This is a genomic window from Phaeobacter cretensis, from assembly GCF_047372505.1.
GTDB lineage: Bacteria > Pseudomonadota > Alphaproteobacteria > Rhodobacterales > Rhodobacteraceae > Phaeobacter > Phaeobacter cretensis.
Window position 1 is genome coordinate 2535376 of the sequence record NZ_JBKBEU010000001.1, and the last position, 16768, is coordinate 2552143.

Annotated in this window: 14 protein-coding genes; 11 read left to right on the top strand and 3 right to left on the bottom strand. The window is 53.5% G+C overall.

What is annotated here, in order from left to right; genetic code table 11:
- Positions 1–2: 2 nt before the first annotated feature.
- The 5 genes from sdhA to ACEWZM_RS12140 all read left to right on the top strand — a co-directional run bounded on the left by sdhA (position 3) and on the right by ACEWZM_RS12140 (position 6141).
- Positions 3–1808, top strand: a complete 1806-nt coding sequence (sdhA, locus tag ACEWZM_RS12120) for a succinate dehydrogenase flavoprotein subunit (protein WP_414006669.1) — start codon at positions 3–5, stop codon at positions 1806–1808.
- An 87-nt stretch (positions 1809–1895) separates the two neighbouring features.
- Entirely contained in the window at positions 1896–2810 is a 915-nt protein-coding gene (locus ACEWZM_RS12125; RefSeq protein WP_414006670.1) for a hypothetical protein, read from the top strand.
- A gap of 150 nt (positions 2811–2960) precedes the next feature.
- Positions 2961–3740: a succinate dehydrogenase iron-sulfur subunit gene (locus tag ACEWZM_RS12130; RefSeq protein WP_014873480.1), complete on the top strand. Its 780-nt coding sequence runs from the start codon at positions 2961–2963 to the stop codon at positions 3738–3740.
- A gap of 346 nt (positions 3741–4086) precedes the next feature.
- Complete coding sequence (locus tag ACEWZM_RS12135) at positions 4087–4926, top strand: calcium-binding protein (RefSeq protein WP_414006671.1); 840 nt, start codon at positions 4087–4089, stop codon at positions 4924–4926.
- Between the two features lie 339 nt (positions 4927–5265).
- The gene (locus tag ACEWZM_RS12140) at positions 5266–6141 is read left to right on the top strand and encodes an urea carboxylase-associated family protein (RefSeq protein WP_414006672.1); all 876 of its coding nucleotides are present in this window, start codon (positions 5266–5268) and stop codon (positions 6139–6141) included.
- 77 nt (positions 6142–6218) lie between these two features.
- On the opposite strand, the gene deoD is transcribed toward ACEWZM_RS12140, so the two are convergent.
- From deoD to ACEWZM_RS12155, 3 genes are all read right to left on the bottom strand, one after another.
- Entirely contained in the window at positions 6219–6923 is a 705-nt protein-coding gene (gene deoD, locus ACEWZM_RS12145) for a purine-nucleoside phosphorylase (protein ID WP_414006673.1), read from the bottom strand.
- Between the two features lie 23 nt (positions 6924–6946).
- On the bottom strand, positions 6947–7264 hold the full coding sequence (locus ACEWZM_RS12150; protein WP_414006674.1) for an H-NS histone family protein: 318 nt from the start codon (positions 7262–7264) through the stop codon (positions 6947–6949).
- A 119-nt stretch (positions 7265–7383) separates the two neighbouring features.
- Positions 7384–9351, bottom strand: coding sequence for a protein meaA (locus ACEWZM_RS12155; protein ID WP_414006675.1), 1968 nt, complete (start codon positions 9349–9351; stop codon positions 7384–7386).
- Between the two features lie 378 nt (positions 9352–9729).
- Between ACEWZM_RS12155 and ACEWZM_RS12160 the strand changes: the two genes are divergently transcribed.
- The 6 genes from ACEWZM_RS12160 (at position 9730) to ACEWZM_RS12185 (ending at position 16735) form a co-directional block, all read left to right on the top strand.
- Positions 9730–11160 (top strand): 1-acyl-sn-glycerol-3-phosphate acyltransferase, encoded by a 1431-nt coding sequence (locus tag ACEWZM_RS12160; RefSeq protein ID WP_414006676.1) that lies wholly within the window; start codon positions 9730–9732, stop codon positions 11158–11160.
- A gap of 130 nt (positions 11161–11290) precedes the next feature.
- The gene (gene ccrA, locus ACEWZM_RS12165) at positions 11291–12571 is read left to right on the top strand and encodes a crotonyl-CoA carboxylase/reductase (protein ID WP_414006677.1); all 1281 of its coding nucleotides are present in this window, start codon (positions 11291–11293) and stop codon (positions 12569–12571) included.
- 305 nt (positions 12572–12876) lie between these two features.
- Positions 12877–13596 carry a helix-turn-helix transcriptional regulator gene (locus ACEWZM_RS12170; protein ID WP_414006678.1) on the top strand — a complete coding sequence of 240 codons (720 nt, stop codon included), beginning with the start codon at positions 12877–12879 and terminating at the stop codon, positions 13594–13596.
- 94 nt (positions 13597–13690) lie between these two features.
- The gene (locus ACEWZM_RS12175) at positions 13691–14332 is read left to right on the top strand and encodes an acyl-homoserine-lactone synthase (protein WP_414006679.1); all 642 of its coding nucleotides are present in this window, start codon (positions 13691–13693) and stop codon (positions 14330–14332) included.
- A gap of 109 nt (positions 14333–14441) precedes the next feature.
- Positions 14442–15980 (top strand): ATP-dependent DNA helicase, encoded by a 1539-nt coding sequence (locus tag ACEWZM_RS12180; protein WP_414006680.1) that lies wholly within the window; start codon positions 14442–14444, stop codon positions 15978–15980.
- A complete protein-coding gene (locus tag ACEWZM_RS12185; RefSeq protein ID WP_414006681.1) occupies positions 15977–16735 on the top strand; it encodes an SDR family oxidoreductase in 759 nt (252 codons plus the stop codon). The genes ACEWZM_RS12180 and ACEWZM_RS12185 overlap by 4 nt, the downstream gene beginning before the upstream one ends.
- Positions 16736–16768 lie beyond the last annotated feature (33 nt).

Consider the following 16768-nt stretch of genomic DNA (forward strand, 5'->3'; position numbering starts at 1 on the left):
AAATGGCTGCTTACGAATACGAAACACATGACTATGACGTGGTCGTTGTTGGTGCCGGTGGTGCCGGTCTGCGTGCAACTCTCGGTATGGCGGAACAGGGGCTGCGTACTGCCTGTGTAACCAAAGTATTTCCGACCCGCTCCCACACGGTTGCGGCACAGGGAGGTATCGCAGCATCGTTGTCCAATATGGGTCCTGATCACTGGCAGTGGCACATGTATGACACCGTCAAAGGTTCTGATTGGCTTGGTGATACCGACGCGATGGAATATCTGGCACGTGAGGCCCCCAAGGCGGTCTACGAGTTGGAACACTATGGTGTGCCGTTTTCCCGTACTGAAGAAGGCAAAATCTACCAGCGCCCATTTGGTGGTCACACGACTGAATTCGGCGAAGGCCCTGCAGTGCAACGAACCTGTGCTGCCGCTGACCGGACCGGACACGCGATCCTTCATACTCTGTATGGCCAGTCTCTAAAGAACAATGCTGAGTTCTATGTTGAGTATTTTGCCATCGATCTGATAATGTCTGATGATGGACAGTGTCAGGGCGTTGTTTGCTGGAAGCTGGACGACGGCACAATGCATGTGTTCAATGCCAAGATGGTCGTTCTTGCAACCGGCGGTTACGGTCGTGCCTATTTCTCCGCGACATCTGCCCACACTTGTACTGGTGACGGCGGCGGCATGGTTGCCCGTGCCGGCCTGGCACTACAGGATATGGAATTCGTGCAGTTCCACCCGACTGGTATCTACGGCTCGGGCTGTTTGATAACCGAAGGGGCCCGGGGTGAAGGTGGTTATCTGACCAACTCCGAAGGCGAACGCTTCATGGAGCGCTACGCGCCTCAGTACAAAGACTTGGCTCCCCGCGACTATGTCTCGCGGTCTATGACGATGGAGATACGTGAAGGCCGCGGTGTTGGCGAACATGGGGATCACATTCACCTGAACCTCAGCCACCTGCCTGCTGAAGCTTTGGCGGAACGGTTGCCCGGGATTTCCGAATCCGCGAAAATCTTTGCAGGTGTCGACGTGACCAAAGAACCAATTCCGGTTCTGCCCACGGTGCACTACAATATGGGCGGTATCCCGACCAACTATTGGGGCGAAGTGCTAAACCCTACCGCCGACGATCCGACTGCCATTGTGCCGGGGCTCATGGCTGTCGGTGAGGCAGGTTGTGCCTCTGTACATGGTGCAAACCGGCTCGGCTCCAATTCATTGATCGACTTGGTGGTATTTGGCCGTGCTGCGGCGATCCGTGCAGGCAAGGTTGTCGACCCGGATACGGCCAATCCAGTTCTGAACCAAGCAAAAGTGGATCAGGCCTTTGATCGCTTCGACGGTCTGCGCCACGCCAAAGGTGGTATTCCAACTGCGGATCTGCGTCTGGAGATGCAACGTACCATGCAAAGTGACGCGGCGGTGTTCCGGACCTCTGAGACGATGGCAGAGGGTGTCACCAAGATGAATGAGATCGCGGCCAAGATCGACGATCTGGCAGTGACTGACCGGTCGCTGGTCTGGAATTCTGATCTGATGGAGACGCTCGAGCTTACTAACTTGATGCCCAACGCATTGGCGACAATCGTCGGAGCGGAGGCGCGTCAGGAAAGCCGTGGAGCCCATGCGCATGAGGACTTCACCAAGCGCAATGATGAAAAGTGGCGCGTCCACACTGTCAGCCGTGTTGATGGAAATAAGGTGGATTTGACCTACCGTCCAGTAATCGTAGATCCCCTTACAACTGAGGCCGAAGGAGGTATCAGTGAGGCGAAGATCGCCCCTAAGGCACGGACGTTTTAAGGTCGGTATGCAGTCAGGCCTAGCATATCACGCTGTTATCAGTTCCCACATTGCGTGGGTGCTGACAACGCGTGGAAAGAGGGTGTCATGATGGCTGTTGAACAGAGCTGTTCGATGCCGTTGGTTGCTGCTTCCACGGGCGAGACCGGATATTGGACTGATCTTCACTGGCAACCTGATGTCGCGTTAAGGTTGTTTGGGATGCGCCGGTCTGGCAATCATGCGATTGCCAATTGGTTGCAACGTAATGCGCCAACTGGGCAGGCTCTGTTCTTCAACAACTGCAAACCAAAGCGTGCACCGCTGACGCATCACCAGGGGATCGAGCGCAATGGTCTGCGCTTGTCACGTCAGAACGGACGTGATCTTGCAGCACTCGGTGCGTCAATAGGGCGAGGTGGCCTGTTACTGCTCTCTTACGAGGACGTGGTACCATCAGACTATACTCTGGATCGACCGGTTTCCGGTGACCTCGATGAGACATTCATTAGTGGCGATATCCTACTGATCCGAGGGTTTCTCAACTGGTCAGCGTCACTGACAAAGAAGCTACAGGGCAATCCAGACTTCTCGGTGTCGCATCGCAGCGCCATCGTACTTCGGGCTATCGATAGCTATCGTAGAATGTTGGATTTAGCCGGACAGGCGGGTGACCTCGCATTAACGGTGATCGACTATGATATCTGGGTTCGCGAAGCGAAGTACCGTGCTGACTGCTTGGATGATTTGGGATTGCCTTGTGTTGATAATACTCTGGGCGAGGTACAGAGCTACGGTGGTGGGTCCTCTTTTGATGGTGCACAGGCCGGTACAGATTTCGATCTGGCCACTGACCAGCGCTGGCGGCAGATGGACCAGAATTCCGAGTATCAGGCGATCCTGCATCTAGCGGCCCGCGATGAAGCATTGATCGAGGTGCTGACGCACCACTATCCCGTTGATGCCACCCGGCTGGTGCGACTGGCAGACTACAGACCTTTTACGGCGGGAGGGCTCCTTTGATGCGGCCCCATGCCCACTATTATACGGCCGACACGGTCGCTACATTCACAGAGCTTCGTTCCGGTGTTTCCGGGCCGCAGACACGGATCTCCTGCCGTTGCAGCGCTTTGCGCTTGCGGATGGTGGGTAGTTAAGCAAGGAGAACGATCTATGGTCGAATTCGCACTTCCGAAAAATTCCAAGATCACCACGGGTAAAACCTGGCCCAAGCCCGAAGGCGCAACAAATGTGCGCAAGTTCAGCATCTATCGCTGGAATCCGGATGACGGCAAGAACCCGCAGGTGGATACCTATTTTGTCGACATGGACAAATGTGGCCCGATGGTTCTGGACGCGCTCATTAAGATCAAGAATGAGATCGATCCGACCCTGACATTCCGTCGATCCTGCCGCGAGGGGATTTGCGGTTCCTGTGCGATGAACATCGACGGTATCAACACGTTGGCCTGCATCTACGGGCTTGATGAGATTAAGGGTGATGTGAAGGTCTATCCACTGCCGCATATGCCAGTGGTCAAAGATCTGATTCCAGATCTGACCCATTTTTATGCTCAGCATGCCTCAATCATGCCGTGGTTGGAAACAAAGACCAATCGCCCAGCAAAAGAGTGGAAGCAGTCCATAGAGGATCGCAAGAAGCTTGACGGGCTATATGAATGCGTAATGTGCGCGTCTTGTTCGACGTCTTGCCCCAGCTACTGGTGGAATGGTGATCGCTATCTCGGGCCAGCTGCGCTTTTGCATGCTTATCGCTGGATTATTGACAGCCGTGATGAGGCGACGCCTGAACGACTGGATGAGCTAGAAGACCCGTTCAAGCTTTATCGTTGCCATACCATCATGAATTGCGCCAAGACCTGCCCGAAGGGCCTTAATCCGGCCAAGGCAATTTCCCACATCAAACAGATGATGGTCGAACGCGCGGTCTGATCAGATACGAAATATCGCCAACTGAGAACGCCGCCTGCATGCCGCAGGCGGCGTTTTTCTTGGATTGCTAGGACTGCTCCGGAAAATCAGATCGCCTAACGCCGTACCCATATCTGAGCGGCACTGAATTTACAGGCAAAATGGCTTTCCAAGTATATTGTGGTTTCTGCGCATCGTTGACCCTGGCGGCATCAGCGCAACATCAAAACAACTTATGATTGATAAACTTTACTCCCAGATTGTTTATCTCAGTTGAATTGTACAATGCACTCCCTGCCCGGAACTTGTGAGAGTCTCCCAGGCAATCGCCCGAGACCTTGAAACGGATTAACGCGCGAGAAACCTCATGAACATTTCTTCCACTGCTCAGTATTTTTCGATCTCAAATGGCCTATCCGGGCGCTCCACTGGAGTATTCGAAGCGACGCTTTTCGATGACGATCTCATTCGAGGTAATTCGGACGGAGAGCGGATCGAAAGCGCATCTGGACTATCGATCTTCAACGGATTTACCGCATTTGTACAAACTGGAACAGGTCTCGATAGCATAGTGCGCGAATTTCGAGATGGTGAGACCAGCACTACGGTGACTTTTAATGATGGCTCATCTCTTTCGGATGTTTCAGCGCTGCATGACCGACTCGTTTTCAATTTTGGTTCCACCAACAATCTCTTTTTACTTGATCAAGATGCACTGGCCTCTGCCGGTAAAACGCTGGCGGATGTTGCGAATGTAAGCCTAGACGCCACCATTGACCATAGTCTGGACTATTCTGATCTGGGTTTTGGGGCTGCTCCACTGCCGGATCCAGAACCAACACCTACCCCGGGTCTCAATTTGGTTGAGGGCACCGGAGGCGGAGACCGACTGTTCGGGACTGGAGAAGATGAGGTGTTGATTGGCGGCAACGGGAATGACCGGCTTACCGGAAACGGCGGCGCTGACACATTTGTCTTTGGTGCGGATGCCCGGGATGGTGGCAGAGACCGTGATGTGATCCGAGACTTTGATACCACTAACGATACCTTGCTTCTGGAAAACGGGGCCAGTATTTCGAGCGTGTCGGAGCGCAATGGCAACACAATTATCCGTCTGGATGGGGATCGAGATGTTGTGGTGCTGCGAGACGTTGAAGAGTTCTTAACAGACAGCATTGTCTTTACTGACGACGCGTTTCTGGTTTGAACCTTGATCGTAGCAATAGATACTGAACTCTCGGTTGGGTGAAGTGAATGGGCACGTCCAGTTGTATGGCCGTGCCCGCATCCCGGTCGATTATGACACCGCTAGTCGCTAGCCACGCTGAGAGCGAGAAGTACCTTTTCGACGGTACAAAGCCGGACGAATGGTCTGTCTATGAGAACACGATAGAACGATCTTTGGATATCGGCTTTGCGTAGAATATTGGGATCATCCATCTTGTATTTGATGCATAGGCTGATCTTACCAGAATGTTAGTAGGGATTACTTGCCACTGGCTGCAACCTTGGTTTTCATAGTGCAAACAACAAGAAGGTTTGCTCTATGTCTCAAAACCATGTTGCCGCCACTGACGTGCGGCCCCCGGCAGATGCTGAACAAAGGCGCGCGATCATGCCGGTGATTTGCTATCCCAACGAGACGTTGCCAAAACCGGATCTGTCCCAATATCTTGCAGCACGTGAAACAGCCCAGAAACTAGACGAAGTTCTGGTCTCACCTCGGGAAGCTTCCTGTTTTAGCGTCGATGCCGGGCATTTTTTCCGTGTTACGTCCGTTGAAGGGCCACAGGTAGGAGATCTGAATCTTTGGAACCAAGCCGATCTCAGTGAACGGTTTTTCTCGGGCAAGACGCGTGCGCTGCATGGTACTCATGTAACAACAGGCGAGCGGCTGTGGAGTAACCTGCCGTACCTACGCCCAATGGCGACCATCATCGCAGATAGTCTGGGATGGTACGGGATCGATAGCTACGGTGGATCTGTTCACGATGTGATAGGCACACGCTGCGATCCCTATACCGGAAACCTGTTGTCAGGCGACCACTATCACCACTGCTGCCATTCCAACCTTACCCGCGCGGTGGCAGACTATCTTGGTATGACATTGGCGGAGGCCGAGCCATATATCCATGATGTTTTGAACGTTTTTATGTGTACTGGGTTTACGCGAGACACCGGGCAATACTTCATGAAGGCAAGCCCGGTCCGCCCTGGCGACTATCTAGAATTTTTTGCTGAAATAGACCTGTTGGGTGCGTTAAGCGCATGCCCGGGGGGAGATTGCAGTGCGGAACATACCAGTGATAGCGCGGCCTGCCATCCGTTGCTGGTTGAGGTGTTCGCGCCGGGTGCCAATACTCTGGAGGACTGGCAGTCACCTAGTAGGAATGGCTACGATGGCCGCCACGGGCGGGGCTAAGGTCAGTTCTAACTGAATTGAAAAAGGCAGCGCGTTTTGCGCTGCCTTTTTGTGGTAGTTTGTGTGCGATGACAGCCTTAGGCGAAGGCGGCTTCTAGTGCGATTTCTACCATCTCTCCAAAGCTTTGCTCGCGCTGATCAGATGGTAGCGCTTCACCCGTTCCAAGGTGATCGGAAACGGTCAGCACAGCCAGTGCGCGGCGGCCATACCTAGCCGCCAAAGTGTAAAGCTCAGATGCTTCCATCTCGACGCCTAGAATACCGTGGCGCACCATCTGTTCGGTCAAATCTGGGCGCTCGTCATAAAACACATCAGAAGAGTAGATGCCGCCGACATGTGGCGTCAGATTATGCGCATCAGCGGCTTTCATTGCGGCATGAAGCAATGACCAATCTGCACAAGGAGCGAAGTTTACTTCCTTGAATATCCCGCGAGAGGGAGAGCTGACTGTTGTGGCTGTCATGGCGATGATCACATCTCGGATCTTGACGTTATCCTGCATGCCACCGCAGGATCCGATCCGGATCAGGGTTTTGGCGTCATAATCGCGGATCAACTCGTTTACGTAGATCGAGAGTGATGGCATGCCCATGCCACTGCCTTGAATTGTGACCGGATGGCCATTCCAAGTGCCAGAGAAGCCAAGCATCCCACGCACCTCATTTACGAGGCGAACGTCTTTCAGAAATGTCTCAGCAGCCCATTTTGCGCGGTAAGGATCTCCCGGCAACAAAACGGTTTCGGCAATCTCGCCTTTGGCGGCTCCGATATGAACAGTCATGGTGCGTCCTCAGCTTTGGAAAATTAGATTTCCAAGTCGGAAATATCAACTCCGGACGTCAGCGCAGCGTGCACCCAATGGGGTTTGCGACCGCGGCCTGTCCAGGTTTCTTCCGGGTTCTGGGGGTTGCGGTATTTTGGAGCTGCTTTAGCTTTCTTCGCAGTTGCCCGGCCATTTCCAGCAATTTCATCCAACGAGAAACCAAACTTCGCAGCGGCTTCTTCAGCGGCCTTCAGTGCTTCAACGCGCTCACGCTGCTCTGCGTTTTTTAGCGCCTTTTCAACATCTGTCTGCAATTCCAAAAGTTCTTTTCGCGACATCGATGTCAGATCAACGGCCATTCTCTTCTCCATAAATGAATGCACAACATCATATTTCGAGGTGCATTGGTTTATGATCTTATTTTCACAGGGATTTCACCAGAAAAATTGCTCAGCTTATTGTTATTTGCGGAAATCCGCTAGTGTGCAGCCGTTTGTGGTTGTTTCGCCAGTTCAACAATATCTCCCATGATTGCGTTCAACTCGAAATCCTTGGGTGTGTAAACGCGCGCTACTCCCATCTTTTTCAAACGATCGGCATCATCATCCGGAATGATTCCCCCGACGACGACCGGGACATGCGAGAGACCTGCGTCGTTCATCCGCCCCATCAATTCTTCAATCAGGGGCAGGTGACTGCCGGAGAGGATTGACATGCCAACGACATGGGCGTCGTCTTCAATAGCGGAGGCGACTAACTCTTCAGGTGTCATTCGGATCCCATCGTAAGTGATGTCCATGCCGCAGTCTCGGGCGCGGAAAGCAATTTGCTCAGCGCCGTTGGAATGGCCATCAAGACCGGGTTTGCCGACAAGGAACTTTAGTCTGCGACCAAGTTGGTCGCTGACTGAATTCACCTTTTCACGTAATTCATCCAAGCCCTCTGTCTGGTTGGAGATTGAGCCAGAAACGCCGGTTGGTCCGCGGTACGTGCCATATACCTTTCGCATTTCTTCAGCCCATTCGCCTGTTGTTACACCAACTTTTGCCGCTGCAATAGACGGTGGCATGATGTTTGCACCTTGTTGGGCTGCTTTACGCAAATCAGCCAAAGCCTGTTCCACTGCGCTTGCATCTCGCTCCTGTCGCCAGAGATTCAGACGGTTGATCTGTTCCTGCTCTACCGCCGGATCTACCACCATAATGCCACCATCTTCGGTTTGCAGGGGGGAGGGCTCACCGTCTGTCCATTTATTGACGCCAACAACAATGGTCTCATTGCGTTCAATCCGATTCAGACGTTCGGCGTTGGACTCGACGAGGCGGCCTTTCATATAGTCGATGGCGGCAACAGCACCGCCCATGCTGTCGAGTGTGGCCAGCTCAGTGCGTGCGCCCTCTTTTAACGCTTCAACCTTGGTATCTACCGCCTTATTTCCCTCGAATAGATCATCATATTCGAGCAAATCGGTTTCATAGGCCAGGATCTGTTGCATCCGCATTGACCATTGCTGATCCCAAGGGCGAGGGAGGCCAAGCGCTTCATTCCAAGCCGGAAGCTGCACGGCACGAGCGCGTGCTTTCTTCGAGAGTGTAACGGCGAGCATTTCGATTAGGATACGGTAAACGTTGTTTTCGGGCTGTTGCTCGGTAAGGCCCAGCGAATTTACCTGCACCCCATAACGGAAGCGCCGGAATTTTGGATCACTGACGCCATAACGCTTCTCACAAATCTCATCCCATAAATCGACGAATGCGCGCATTTTGCACATCTCGGTCACAAACCGGATGCCTGCATTTACGAAGAAAGAAATGCGCCCGACCATCGCTGGGAAATCCTCTGGTGCGATCCGCGGTCTCAACTCGTCCAGCACAGACTGCGCGGTCGCCAATGCGAAGGCCAATTCTTGCTCTGGCGTGGCTCCAGCCTCCTGAAGATGGTAGGAGCACACGTTCATCGGGTTCCACTTCGGTACGTTAGTGTAGCAATACTCTGCCACATCCGCGATCATCTTAAGGCTGGGTTTGGGCGGGCAGACATATGTGCCGCGGGAGAGGTATTCCTTGATCAGGTCGTTTTGTACCGTGCCTTGCAACTTGGCCACATCGGCACCTTGCTCCTCAGCTACGGCAATATAGAGCGATAGCAACCATGGCGCTGTGGCGTTGATCGTCATGGAGGTATTCATCTGTTCCAGCGGGATCTGGTCGAACAATGTTCGCATGTCGCCTAAGTGGCCGACCGGTACACCGACCTTGCCTACTTCGCCGCGTGCCAGCACGTGGTCGCTATCGTATCCCGTTTGGGTCGGCAGGTCGAAGGCCACAGAAAGGCCGGTTTGCCCTTTTGCTAGATTGCTGCGGTAAAGTTCATTGGATGCGCTGGCGGTCGAATGACCGGCATAGGTGCGGATCAGCCAAGGGCGGTCTTTTTGCGTCTGCGGCATTATCAGCTCCCGATCGAGGTGTTGGTAATTATGTTTCGATTTTAGGATCTAAATAGTAATTATTGACCCTTGTCAATTCGCTGCATTGCGGCATTGCCTCGACTGCATTCGACACGGTGCTTTCGCTACAATTCTTATTGTGCCTCATGCGTGTGGTCGCCCCCCTGAGACACCTGGCGTCTGGTCGAGTTATTCATGCCAATGATTAACTAAATTTCTGCTACGCTGTCGTCCCGTATGCGGTGATCGGCGAATTGCGTGCGGGCGCCGGATGGTACAGGATCTGGTTGGTCATACACTCTTATCCGACAGTCAATACCACATACCGAGTTCAGCAAAGTGCTTGTAACGGTGCTGAGCATGGGAAAGGGTTAGAGAATGATGCAGACCGTGGAAGTCCCGCTTTGGCTGTTTTTGCTGATCGTGCTGTTTGCTACGATCACCTTTGCCTCCCACTTTCTCTTTCCATCCGTCCGGTGGTTTTTTCGCCATCGTTTGGAACGTGCCGTAGAGCGGTTGAACCGCCGTCTTGAGCGGCCGATCCAGCCGTTCAAACTGGCACGGCGCTATGACATGATTCAGCGACTGATCTACGATCCTCAGGTAGCACAGGGCGTGGCGGATCATGCGCGCGCGCAAGGTGTCCCGGAAAACGTGGCTTTTGAAGAAGCCCGACGTTACGCGCGGGAAATCGTACCATCATTTTCTGCAGTGGCTTACTTCAGTATCGCGATCCGTCTTGCACGATTTCTGTCGAACGCAATCTACAGGGTTCGCCTTGGTCATATGGATGAGGCGGCGATCGAGGCCATCGATCCGGACGCTACGGTGGTGTTTGTGATGAATCACCGCTCCAACATGGACTATGTGTTGATCACCTATCTCGTGGCAGATCGGTCGGCTTTATCTTATGCCGTCGGCGAATGGGCGCGGGTGTGGCCATTGTCGCGATTGATCCGCGCTATGGGTGCCTATTTCATCCGGCGTAAATCACGCAATGATCTCTACCGCCGTGTTCTTGCGACATACGTACGCTTAGCAACACAGGGAGGGGTCACCCAGGCAATCTTCCCCGAAGGCGGCTTGAGTCTGGATGGAGCCCTAGCAGAACCAAAAATTGGGTTGCTGAAATACATCGTCGACGGCCAAGTTGCGCAGGAGGAAGATGGCCGTGATGTAGTCTTCGTGCCGGTCGCATTGAATTACGACCGCGTCCTTGAGGATAATGTTCTGACATCTGCGGCAAAGTCTGGCGACAGGCGCTTTCGCGCCCGAATCCATGTCGTTGCGATCCGCTTGTTGCGCCAGCTGCTGTTGTTGGTAACCGGACGTTACCACAGGTTTGGCTATGCAGCAGTCAGTTTTGGTCGCCCGCTTAGTCTTCAGGACTTCAGATCACAGAAGGGAGGCAGGGATACGCCGACGGTGTTGGCGCAGGAGTTGATGGGGAGGATAGGGGAATGTGTCCCCGTCCTGCCGGTGTCCCTGCTGGCTGCAGCAATGACGGGTGTACTGGAGGGGGCAAACCCGCTTAGCCGCTCTGAAATAAAACAGGCCATGGACGGTTTGCTTGAACAAATACCGTACGCCTATATCCACACCCCCCACGAAAGCCGGGAGTATGCCGCAGAAGTGGCACTACGTGAGTTGGTAACGAGGGGAGTTCTGCAGGAGCGGGACGGCCATTTTCAGATAGCACCGAAACAGCGTGATCTACTGATTTTTTATGCGAATGCTATTCGGCACCTGATCCCAGATCCACTGGGTAAGGATCCCGAAAGCGCAAGAAATGCTGCGCGCGCAAAGTAAATTGCTGCACTCGTTGGGTTATAAAATTACCCAAAAAGAGTAATTGTTGTTGCATTGTTGCTTGTTGAATCCTATTCCGTATGTGGAAGCTACGATTCTGCATCGCGGCAAACAGCAAAAGGAGGCCAGCATGGCTTTGGACACGCAAAATGGCGCCCTCTCATACGAGGCCCCTGAAAAAGAACTCTATGAAATCGGTGAGCTGCCGCCGATGGGATACGTTCCACAGAAAATGTACGCGTGGACCATCCGCAAGGAACGTCATGGCAACCCGGATACTGCGATGGTGCAGGAGGTAGTCGACGTTCCCAAGCTGGACAGCCACGATGTGCTGGTCCTCGTTATGGCGGCGGGCGTGAACTACAATGGCGTTTGGGCGGCGCTTGGTACGCCGATCAGCCCGTTCGATGGCCATGGCGCACCATTTCATATAGCAGGATCCGATGCGTCAGGCATTGTATGGGCAGTCGGGGATAAGGTGAAGCGTTGGAAGGTCGGCGATGAAGTTGTGATTCATTGCAACCAGGATGACGGCGACGATGAGGAATGCAACGGCGGCGATCCTATGTATTCACCCAGCCAGCGTATCTGGGGATATGAGACACCGGACGGCTCCTTTGCACAATTCACCAACGTACAATCACAGCAATTGATGCCGCGGCCCAAGCATCTGACTTGGGAAGAAAGCGCTTGCTACACGCTGACCCTGGCTACGGCCTATCGGATGCTGTTTGGACATGAGCCGCATGATCTAAAGCCGGGACAAAACGTTCTGGTATGGGGAGCGTCCGGCGGTTTGGGATCATATGCGATCCAATTGATCAATACCGCGGGTGCGAATGCTATCGGTGTGATCTCGGACGAAAGTAAACGCGACTTTGTCATGGGATTGGGTGCCAAGGGTGTCATCAATCGCAAAGATTTTGATTGCTGGGGTCAGCTCCCCACTGTGAACACGCCTGAATATGCAAACTGGTTCAAGGAAGCGCGCAAATTTGGCAAAGCCGTCTGGGAGATTACTGGCAAAGGTGTGAATGTTGACATGGTCTTCGAACACCCCGGTGAGAGCACCTTCCCGGTCTCGACCTTCGTCTGCAAAAAAGGCGGTATGGTCGTCATCTGCGCAGGTACAACCGGGTATAATCTAACTTTTGACGTGCGCTATATGTGGATGCACCAGAAGCGTCTTCAGGGGTCACATTTCGCACATCTGAAACAGGCTGCTGCGGCCAACAAATTGATGGTAGAGCGTCGTTTGGATCCATGCATGTCTGAGGTGTTCTCGTGGTCGGATCTGCCTGAAGCACATATGAAGATGCTGCGCAACGAGCACAAACCGGGCAATATGTCTGTTCTGGTTCAAGCGCCGCGCACTGGCTTGCGCACACTCGAGGATGTGTTGGCGAGGTAAGTACGCTTCTTAAGTCAGACACTGAGTAACACCCGCCAGTAGCGCTGTGCGTCTGGCGGGTTTTTGTTTCCTGAAAGTTTTTGTGTTACTTGTATGTGCAGCAAGACATGGTGGGAAGTTGCGCGCCAATAGGGCCGAGTTTTTCGGCAGCGCTATAGATTGTGGATAACAAAAAGTAGCTCGTTATGAGGTCTTGCCGTTGACGCTGCATCGGTGATCGCGGCACAAAGACATGATGGCTGTGTACTCTATCCGCAAGAGCACGGCTATTCTGCGCAAGCAACAAGTGAGACTTCAGGGAATTTATGGCGACAAAAGTTAATCTTGATCTGATCCTTGAGGTATTAGACGCCACAACTTCGGTTGATGGGTTGCAGGAGATCATTCAGCGTGTGTGCGACACGTTTGACGTCGACCACGCGATGTACCACTGGGTTGATAGCGCCGGGGACCACTATCATTTCGGCACTTATTCGCAGGAGTGGGTCGAGCGGTATCAGGAAAAATCCTACGTGCGCGCCGATCCAGTCATCATCGGATGTTATCAGCGGTTTCACCCGGTCGACTGGCGTCGTCTTGACTGGTCGTCGAAACCAGCCCGCGAATTTATGCAAGACGCGCTGGCACATGATGTGGGGAACCAGGGCTATTCAATCCCGATCCGCGGCCCTAATGGGCAATTCGCGTTGTTCACCGTCAGCCATAACTGCGACGATGAAGCATGGACAAAGTTTATCGACAAACATAGCCGAGATCTGATCCTGATCGGCCACTATTTCAATCGCAAAGCGCTGGAATTCGAGCCTGATCGCAGCCCTGAGCATGTACAACCTTTATCCCCAAGAGAGATCGATGCACTTACACTGCTCGCTATGGGGTACAGTCGCGCTCAGGTCGCAAAGACGCTCACAATATCTGAACATACACTTCGTGTTTACATCGAGAGTGCCCGATTCAAATTGGGGGCTATCAATACGACGCATGCAATTGCCCGAGCATTGAGTCTTGGATTGATCATCATCTAAAGCATTGAAGCCGCTGGCAATCATTAACCTTATAGTTGAAATTCTTTTCTAGTCGTAATCTGGTCCCACTTTTCTATCTAAAGGGGACTAAATTATGCTTCGCTATGTATATGCACACGACTTGAATAAGCACCGTGATCTGGCCCGTTCGATGTTCGTCGATCGCGCAGATCAATTTAAAGCGCGCTTGGGTTGGGACGTCTCGGTGAATGCTTTGGGTGAAGAGCGAGATGAATATGACGCGCTCAACCCTTTGTATGTGATCTGGGAGCAGCCCGATGGAAGCCATGGTGGCTCAATGCGCTTTTTACCCTCTACCGGCCCGATCATGGTAAACGACGTTTTCCCTGAGCTAACGGGGGGTGAGATGATCCGTAGCCCGTTGATTTGGGAGTGCACACGGTTTTGCCTATCGCGCAATGCAAGCGGCAATGTTGCCGGCGCGCTGACACTGGCCGGGTTAGAGATCATGCGAAACTTCAATATAGCGCATTTCGCGGGGGTGTTTGACCGCCGTATGGTGCGGATCTATCGCTCGCTTGGATTCAGCCCTGAGGTGGTGGGAACAATAGGTGAGGGACGTGATCGAATTTGTCTCGGGCTGTGGGACTATTCAGCCGAGGCCTATCACCGCGTTGCCCAGCGTGCGGGGATTCAGCCGGAGTTATCGGCGATGTGGTTTGATCGCTCGTTTGGTGGGACATGGCAACCGGATCCGGTTGCCCTGACTGGCTAACTAAAACGGGATGACTACTCAGGTCGAGCTAACCTGATATGAGCCTAAACAAGGCCAGGCTGGGCCGTCTGCTCTGGTGCAGCCGGCCCGGCGCCTGTAGGGTCCCGATATGAGCGCAGAACCCATTAAATTCTCCGATGATCAGGCGGTTGCATTCGATCGCGTCAGTAATCTTCTTCATGACGCAGGAGTGGATCTTGAAGATGATCTGTTACATCCACCGCGTGGTGATGGCGGTGCAATGGCGGTCGTTGGTAAGGCCGGATCTGGTAAGACACTATTATTGGCGGAGCTTTACAAGGCGCTTGAGCAGGCCGGTGTTGAGGTTGTTTCGGGTGACTATGAAAGCCGGAAGAAAAATGAAGATCGACGCACACTTGCAATTCTAGCGCCGACAAACAAAGCTGCCAGCGTGCTGCGCCTTCGCGGCGTGCCTGCTACTACGATACATCGTATTCTATACACACCAGTCTACGACCCGGAGTATGAACGGATTGCTGAGTGGTTAGCCGGCACAGGGGATGAGCCTGAGATTGAGGGGCTGACAGAAGAAGCGCTTGCGCGAGCAAAAGCATTCTATGAGCGCAACAAGTCCATTCCCGGTGCGCTGGCCGCTGCAGGGTTGCGCGGGTCTGATTTCATCACCGGTTGGAAGCGGCGAGAAGAGCCGCTGGACATCGGTTTTATCGATGAAGCGTCAATGTTGGATGACCGCCAGTTTCAGGATCTAAAGGAGATTTTTCCAACGCTGCTATTGTTCGGCGACCCGGCACAGCTTGCCCCTGTTAACCAATCAGGTGCGATGGTTTTTGAAACGCTGCCTGAAGAGAGAAAACTGATCCTAAACCGCATCCACCGTCAGGAAGCAGGTAACCCTATTTTGGACCTGGCTCATGCGTTGGCTGACCCCGATGTTGGGTTTGAGGATTTCGAACGCATGGTTGAGGACCTATCCCGTGCCGATGACCGCGTCGTATGGGGACAGCGGGTTGAGGTCGATCTGATGGCACGTTCCCCCGTTTTGGTCTGGCGCAACAATACCCGCATCCGGCTGATCAATGCCTTTCGCAATGTACATGGAGCGCCAGAGGATAGCTTGCTAGCGGGCGAGCCTTTGATCTGCGACGGTATTGAGTTGCCGATGAAACATCGAAAGAAACGCCTAGATCTGGAAGCGCGAGGTCTCATCAAAGGGGCGCAAGTGATCTATCTTGGGCCAGGTCGCAAACCGGGATTTTCACGTCTTCACGTGATGGGGGCGGAAGACCCACAGGTTTCTGCGGCTTCAATCGTAAAAATCGAAAAGCCTGATGAAGAAGAACCCTTCATTCCGTTTGCGGCACGTATGGGGGCGGCGTTCCTGCACGGGGCAGCTGTAACCATTCATAAAGCGCAGGGATCGCAATGGCACACCGCGCAGGTCTTTGCCCCTGATATCTACGCGGCGGCGCGTATGGGGCGGGTAGAGGCGGGGCAACCGCTATGGAAACGCCTTGCCTATGTGGCAATCACGCGCGCTCAGGAACGATTGATCTGGGTGGTACGTAATCGCCTAGCTAAGCCTACGGGGCCATTGCAAGTGGACGATCTACGCGCCGCGCCAGCCAGTGCGCTGACCTTGGAAATTGAAGAGGACAGCCCAGTATGAGCAATCACGAAAATCAAAGTGGTCGTTCAATCCTGATTACCGGAGCCAGTTCTGGCATTGGCCGCGCGGTCGCCGAAGTATTTCTGGAGGAAGGTTGGCAGGTGGGCCTGCTGGCGCGCCGTGCGGAGAAGCTAAGCGAGGTAGCGCAAGGCCGCGCGGGAGCTTATGCGCTGCCTGCTGATGTGACGGATCCGATGGCAGTAGATTGCGCCGTTGATGCCTTTGTCAAACAATCAGGGCGGCTTGACGTATTGTTCAACAACGCTGGTATTTTCACACCCGCTGGCACGATCGATGAAATCCGGTTGGATGATTGGTTCGCTGCAGTGAACGTGAACCTGAATGGCATGTTTCTTGCAGCGCGCGCTGCGTTTCGGCAAATGCGTCAGCAGACGCCTCAAGGGGGACGGATTATCAACAATGGGTCCATCGCGGCCCATGTTCCTCGCCCCCATTCCGCTCCCTATGCGGCAACAAAATCTGCGATCACGGGCCTGACCCGCAGCCTATCCCTTGATGGGCGGCCATTTGATATTGCGTGTGGACAGATTGATATCGGAAATGCATGCACGCCAATGGTGGCAGAGTTAAGTGACCGACAGGCTCAAACCGATCCTACTGCTGCACCAATGGAAACTTTCGCTGTGGAGGATGCAGCAGCGTCGGTGTTGCATATGGCAAACTTGCCTTTGTCCGCTAATGTGCAGTTCATGACAGTCATGGCGACCAAGATGCCATACATCGGGCGCGGCTAGGAAATTCCCGTCGTCCGCGACCGCTCCAATATC